Below are 6,372 nucleotides of genomic sequence, written 5' to 3' on the forward strand. Positions count from 1 at the left end.
TCTTTTTCTATATGGCGAGCACGACCCCGGACTTAGAGTTTTGGAACGACATTTTGGCAAGGGCGGAAGTTCACTTGAATGCAACGAAAACTTTCAGCTGAGTGTATTGCACGACCTAGACCACGAACTAACGGCAAGTTGGATGCGTCGAGAAGTCACCACGCAAATCATCCGATTTATTGATGAAAATAAAAGACTTCTAGCTCGCCCCTATTTAGGAGGAAAATCTCAACATGGAAATTCGAAGCATCATTCTAGAGATGATGGCTAAAATCGCTCAACAGCAAAAAAAGCCTCTGGCGCCACTTCGAGATGAACTTAAACTCATGGACAGTGGGCTTGATTCTCTCTGTATTGCCATTCTTGTCGCGGAACTCGATGATGAATTCGGCATTGACCCGCTCTCGTCAACCGTGGACCATAACTTTCCGGTAACGGTAGGCGATTTTATAAAGCTTTATGAAAATGCAATCCACTAATAGAACTGCGCTAAAGGAACTCATATTGGCGCATGCCTCCACCGGGCGTTTTCTCCTGGACATGTCATTCCGAATTCCGCTCTGCGCGCACGACCCGGCAAGTAGATTACGCAGAGGCATCTCGGTGTACTCAGACACTAATGTTTTTATTCGTACACGTAGCCAAATTTCAACCGTGATTGCCCTCCTCGCACTAGACGGTATCGCAAAGCGGATGATCATTTGCCCGCCAGATATTTCTGACAAGCAAATTCCACGTCTGTTAGAAGTTGCAGAAAGTAAAACCATCGTATCTGATACCGACATTGATATTTCGCAATACCCCCAACAGCTTGGCCAAAAGCGAACGTCTCGGAACCTCGACACAGAGTGGGTGCTATTTACATCAGGTACATCCGGATTCCCTAAACTCGTACTTCATACCCTTTCTAGCCTAACGGCGCCAATACATGGTAACAGCCTCACTCACGCAGTTTGGAGTACGTTCTACGATATACGGCGCTACGGTGGCTTACAGATTTTGTTGCGTGCACTATTGGGCAATGGCTCCATAGTCCTCTCCGACTCGGGTGAGTCCGTCTCAGCCTTCCTCTCGAGGCTAGGCATTGCTGGCGTCACGCATATATCCGGTACGCCCTCGCATTGGCGGCGAGTTTTGATGAGTGGAAGTGCAAAACTAATCGCCCCGGCATATATCCGGCTATCCGGCGAGATGCCAGGGCAGGATATTCTCGATCGGCTACAAGCAACGTATCCCAAGGCGCAGATCGGACACGCATTCGCATCTACAGAGGCCGGCGTCGTCTTCACAGTCAATGATGTGCGGGAAGGATTTCCCGCAAGTCTACTCGCCACGACGGGTACGTTCCCCATTATTCGGATCAAAAATAATTCGCTATGCGTTCGATCTGACGCGACGGCGAGACGGTATCTAGGAAAAGAAATGCCTCCCATAGCTGATTCAACTGGGTTTGTGGATACTGGAGACATAGTGCAACGTGAAGGCGAACGGTATGTCTTTGTCGGCCGCCGGGAAGGGGTGGTGAACATTGGTGGACAAAAAGTACATCCGGAGGAAGTGGAGGCCGCGATCAATCGACATCCGGCCGTAGCGGCGTCGCGCGTCTGGGCGCGATCAAGTCCGATCACCGGCATGCTCATTGCAGCCGATGTCAGTCTTACCCCCAGGGCGGACGGCACGCGTCCAGATTTCGCTGCCATCCGAAGCGAGATCATCACGACGTGTCGTACCTATCTCGCCCCCCACAAAGTCCCCGTACAGATCAATGAGGTCGAAGAAATTCCTATTTTGAATTCCGGCAAGATTGAGCGGCGTCATGCGTAATATCATCGTCACCGGCGGCAGCCGGGGGATTGGCCTGGGTATCGTGCGCAAGCTCGCCACGTCGGGGTTTCAGGTTATCGCCATAAGCCGCACTCGTGGTACCGGGCTAGATACCGTGATTAAAGATGCCGCTGAAGAGGGAGTCGGGCGCGTTAGTTACTTTCAACAGGATCTGGGAGATATTGAAGCGCTCAGTGATGCAGCGCGTGAGCTGCGCCGGCAATTCGGACCAATCTACGGCGTCGTCAACAATGCTGGAATAGGCATGAGCGGCCTGCTCTGTAACATGCATGCAACTGACATCGAACGGCTCACGCGCCTTAATATCATATCGCCCCTTGTATTTACGAAGCATCTTCTGCGTTCAATGCTGGCAGCGCGTGCGGGGCGCATCGTGAATATTTCCTCGATCGTTGCTGTAACCGGATATCAGGGAATCTCTGCCTATAGCGCCACCAAATCAGCCATGCTTGGCTTTACACGTTCCCTTGCTCGTGAGGTTGGCTCTGTCGGCATCACAGTCAATGCCATACTTCCCGGCTTCGTTGAGACAGAGATGACTCTTGATATGGACGATGCCTCAAAGCGTAAAATCGCGCATCGGAGCGCATTGGGTCGACTCACGACGATCGATGATGTCGCCAATACTGTTGATTATCTTGTCAGCGACCAGGCTCACGGGATTACAGGAAGCCTAATGGTTGTCGACGCGGGAGCAACCGCATAAGTCCTGGGCGATGACGGAGCTATGACCATTTGGATAAGAATGCCGTGATTATTTGAGCCATTTGTTCAAGTTGTTTGAAAGCGAAAAATGAGCGAAATCTGTACGTTCTAAGATGTATTAATGATTTTTTTAATACCAAATACGAATGCGCGAAAATTCTCTGGCATGAATGCAAGGAGCTTTGCGTATGTTTCCAGAAACGGCGGCGATACATGCGGGCTATGAAGCGGATCCGTTTACACGAGCTGTAGCGGTACCGATCTACCAGACCGTTTCCTATGGGTTTGATAGCGCTGAACACGCGTCGGCCTTGTTTAATCTTGAGGTTGAAGGCCATCGATATGGCAGGATCAGCAACCCAACCACTAGCGTGCTTGAACGTCGTATTGCCGTGCTTGAAGGTGGTCGGGAAGCCGTTTGTGTCAGCTCCGGACAGGCGGCGATGTATTTTGCGGTGATGAATCTTGTTGAGCCTGGCCGCAATATCGTTTCTGTACCGCAGCTTTATGGAACAACGCACACATTATTTTCTCATATGCTGCCGAATTCCGGCGTGACCACACGCTTCGCGGAAAATGGATCTCCTGAAGCTGTATCCGCACAGATTAACGCGGATACCCGTGCAATTTACTGTGAAACCGTCGGTAATCCAGCCGGAAATATTACCGATATCGGGGCAATAGCTGAAATCGCCCATAGCCACCATATCCCATTAGTGGTTGACAATACCGTGGCGACACCAATTCTTTGCCGTCCGATCGAGTACGGTGCCGATATCGTTGTGCATTCATTGACCAAATTTCTGGGCGGGCATGGTACAATACTGGGCGGTGCCGTTGTGGATGCTGGAAATTTTGCCTGGGAAGATGAGGCTGAACGCTTCCCGATGTTTAACCTTCCTGATCCCTCTTATCACGGCCTTATCTATCACCAGCATTTTGGCCGCGGCGCTTACTTAGGCCGGTTGCGGAGCGTCTATCTCAGGACAATCGGTGCAACACTCGCCCCCCTCAGCGCCTTTCTCCTGTTACAAGGCATAGAGACTGTCGCTGTGCGCGTCGATCGGCATGTCGAAAATGCCGGCCAGGTCGCGCGGTTTCTCCGAGATGACCCGCGCGTGGCTTGGGTAAATTATGCGGGCTTTGGCGACAGCCCATATTTTCCACTGGCGCAGCGGTATCTCGGCGGCCGCGTACCATCTTTGCTTACTTTTGGCGTAGCCGGTGGATATGAGGCAGGTGTACGTTTTTACGACGCATTGAAATTGATTCGCCGTGTGGTTAACCTTGGGGATTCAAAATCCTTAGCTTGCCATCCTGCATCAACAACACATCGGCAAATGTCAACGCAAGAGCAACTCAGTGCGGGGATAATGCCGGAGACAATCCGACTCAGCATCGGCATTGAACATATCGATGATATCATCGAAGATCTTGATCAGGCGCTGACAGCGGCATTTTCAAGTACTACGCTGGACACTTCGGTTGAGGCCGTGCCATGACAGCGGCTGTTCGCCTGCCAGCTTGGAAACAGTCGGCACGGCCGCTCGTCGTTGGGCTTGTCAATAACATGGCGATTGCTGGTATGGCTGCGGCGAGGACTCAATTCGCGGGGGTGCTGGAGGCGACAGGTCATTGCACGGAGTTAATCTGCTTTACCATGCGCGACATTGCCAACGGCGTGCGTGACCATCTTCCAATCGACACGCTTTTCGAACATGTTCCAGATGCTATCATCGTCACCGGTATGGAGACGACGACCAGCGATCTGCGCGACGAGTGGTTATGGCCGCGCTTCATACGGCTTTATGATTGGTGCGAACGGAATGCCGTGCCTGTCATCTGGTCCTGTCTCGCGGCACATGCGGCGGTATTGTACCGCGACGGTATCACGCGACAGCGTCTTGGCGCTAAACTTTCGGGGGTGTTCGACTGCCGGCGTACGCCCGCCGCGCACCGGCTGACTGATGGGTTACCGGCACTGTGGCGCTGCCCGCATTCACGATATAACAGCCTCTCACGAGCGGCGTTAGATGCGCGGGGGTACACGGTTCTATCAGACGGTGACATTGCGGGCGTTGATATTTTTGCGGCTAGCGACGGAAGCGCGAATTTTTATTTCCAGGGGCATCCGGAATACCAAAAGGGCACATTGCTGCAGGAGTTCCTACGCGATTTACGCCGTTACGTCGCGGGCGAAACTCCCGTCTGCCCGTCAATTCCGGTTGGCTATCTGGATGGCAGCCTGGAGGAGGACTTCTCAATGTTGCGCGAGCACGCGCAGGCTGGCCGTGATGTCATGGCTGAGGCGCTTGCACTCGCGGCAAAAGCGGTGTTGCGGCGCAATTGGGCCGGTGCTGCGGTGCAGTTATACGCCAACTGGCTCGATATCGTGGCCGAGCACACGCCGTGCCGTGGTAACCAGATGCAGGCGGTGAATGTTGTGCGGCTGGGTGGAGCCATCGCACCATGAGCGACGAGGCGGACATACCGGTGGAATCATTGTTCCCCGCGGCGACAGAACGTAGCAGGCTCGCTGCCTTACTTGCCGCCGAGCTCGAGGCCGCATACGCCACGATGGGCAACGGCCGCGTTACGCCAGTTGAGGACCGCAGGCGCTTCGCCACCGAACTCTCGCGTTTCACGTTTTCATCGCCTGTCGATCTCACGGAACTCCTCCCCTGGTTGGTGCGACAGATGCGTGAAGGCGTCGTACAAATGACGCATCCGCGGTATTTTGGCCTATTCAATCCCGCGCCCGGCTTTCCATCCATTCTCGCCGACCACATCGCTGCCGCCTTCAACCCGCAACTCGCAGCCGCGAAAACTGCGCCAGCTGCGACAGCTATCGAGGCGCATGTGATTGCTCAGATCGCGCACCGCGCCGGCCTGCCCGCAGGCAGCGCAGGGCATTTCACCAATAGCGGGTCAGAGGCAAATTTTACCGCCATGACCTGCGCACTAACCAAGGTCTGCCCATCCTACCGCGATACAGGCGCGCGCGCCTTCCGCACACCGCCTGCGATCTATATTTCCCGCGAGGCCCATCTCGCCTGGCTCAAAATCGCGCACCAGGCCGGGATTGGCCGCCTCGCGATACGGTTAATCGACACCGATGGGCATGGGCGTCTAAGCCCGATTGCGCTGGCCGAGGCTGTGCGTGCCGATACCGCCAATGGTGCGGTTCCCGTGATGATCGTGGCCACCGCCGGAACCACAGTCGGCGGTATGATCGATCCGCTGCGCGCGAGCGCCGAAATCGCCGAGCAGGCCGGGGCATGGTTTCATGTCGACGCCGCCTGGGGTGGAGCCGCCATCGCATCCGACCTCCTGCGTCCGTTGCTATCAGGCATCGATCTTGCCGATTCCGTTACAATAGACGCACATAAATGGTTCGCCACGACCATGGGCTGCGGGATGTTCATCACCGCGCGCCCCTGGGTCCTGAATGAGGCCTTCAATATCGCCGCCTCGTTCATGCCGACCACGCAAAGCACACCAGATCCCTATACCGCCTCAATGCTATGGTCACGACGGTTTCTTGGTCTAAGGCTATTCCTCAACCTTGCCGCCGCGGGATGGGCCGGATACGCGCATCATGTCGATCGGACAGTGCGGCTAAGCCGTCACTTGCAGGTCAAACTTGCCTCCTGCGGCTGGGAGACCGTGAACCCCGGTGGAATGGGTGTACTCTGCGTAAAACCACCCGCGCCGCATCGACCTGTGCGCGAGATCGCCGACGCGATTGTGAGCTCCGGCGAGGCGTGGATCGCGGCCGCCACCTTCGAGGGGCGCGACGTGATCCGGATCTGCATTACGAAC

The 6,372-nt window shown here is 54.9% G+C and carries 7 protein-coding genes; all 7 read left to right on the forward strand.

The features are described 5' to 3' along the window. Positions 1–271 (forward strand): hypothetical protein (locus LI953_RS14930; RefSeq protein WP_227076893.1); only part of this gene is annotated, 271 nt, incomplete at its 5' end. Further along, positions 264–479 carry a hypothetical protein gene (locus LI953_RS14935; RefSeq protein WP_227076894.1) on the forward strand — a complete coding sequence of 72 codons (216 nt, stop codon included), beginning with the start codon at positions 264–266 and terminating at the stop codon, positions 477–479. The genes LI953_RS14930 and LI953_RS14935, both read left to right, overlap by 8 nt. 25 nt (positions 480–504) lie before the next feature. Next, positions 505–1,824, forward strand: a complete 1,320-nt coding sequence (locus LI953_RS14940; protein WP_227076895.1) for an AMP-binding protein — start codon at positions 505–507, stop codon at positions 1,822–1,824. Further along, positions 1,817–2,551: an SDR family NAD(P)-dependent oxidoreductase gene (locus tag LI953_RS14945; protein WP_227076896.1), complete on the forward strand. Its 735-nt coding sequence runs from the start codon at positions 1,817–1,819 to the stop codon at positions 2,549–2,551. The genes LI953_RS14940 and LI953_RS14945 overlap by 8 nt, the downstream gene beginning before the upstream one ends. Positions 2,552–2,738: 187 nt before the next feature. Beyond that, positions 2,739–4,052, forward strand: coding sequence for an O-acetylhomoserine aminocarboxypropyltransferase/cysteine synthase family protein (locus tag LI953_RS14950; RefSeq protein ID WP_227076897.1), 1,314 nt, complete (start codon positions 2,739–2,741; stop codon positions 4,050–4,052). Continuing rightward, positions 4,049–5,023 (forward strand): homoserine O-succinyltransferase, encoded by a 975-nt coding sequence (locus LI953_RS14955; RefSeq protein WP_227076898.1) that lies wholly within the window; start codon positions 4,049–4,051, stop codon positions 5,021–5,023. The genes LI953_RS14950 and LI953_RS14955 overlap by 4 nt, the downstream gene beginning before the upstream one ends. Beyond that, on the forward strand, positions 5,020–6,372 hold a 1,353-nt coding region (locus LI953_RS14960; RefSeq protein WP_227076899.1), incomplete at its 3' end, for a pyridoxal-dependent decarboxylase. The genes LI953_RS14955 and LI953_RS14960, both read left to right, overlap by 4 nt.

This window comes from Acidocella sp. KAb 2-4, assembly GCF_020567705.1.
In the GTDB taxonomy this organism is placed as follows: domain Bacteria; phylum Pseudomonadota; class Alphaproteobacteria; order Acetobacterales; family Acetobacteraceae; genus Acidocella.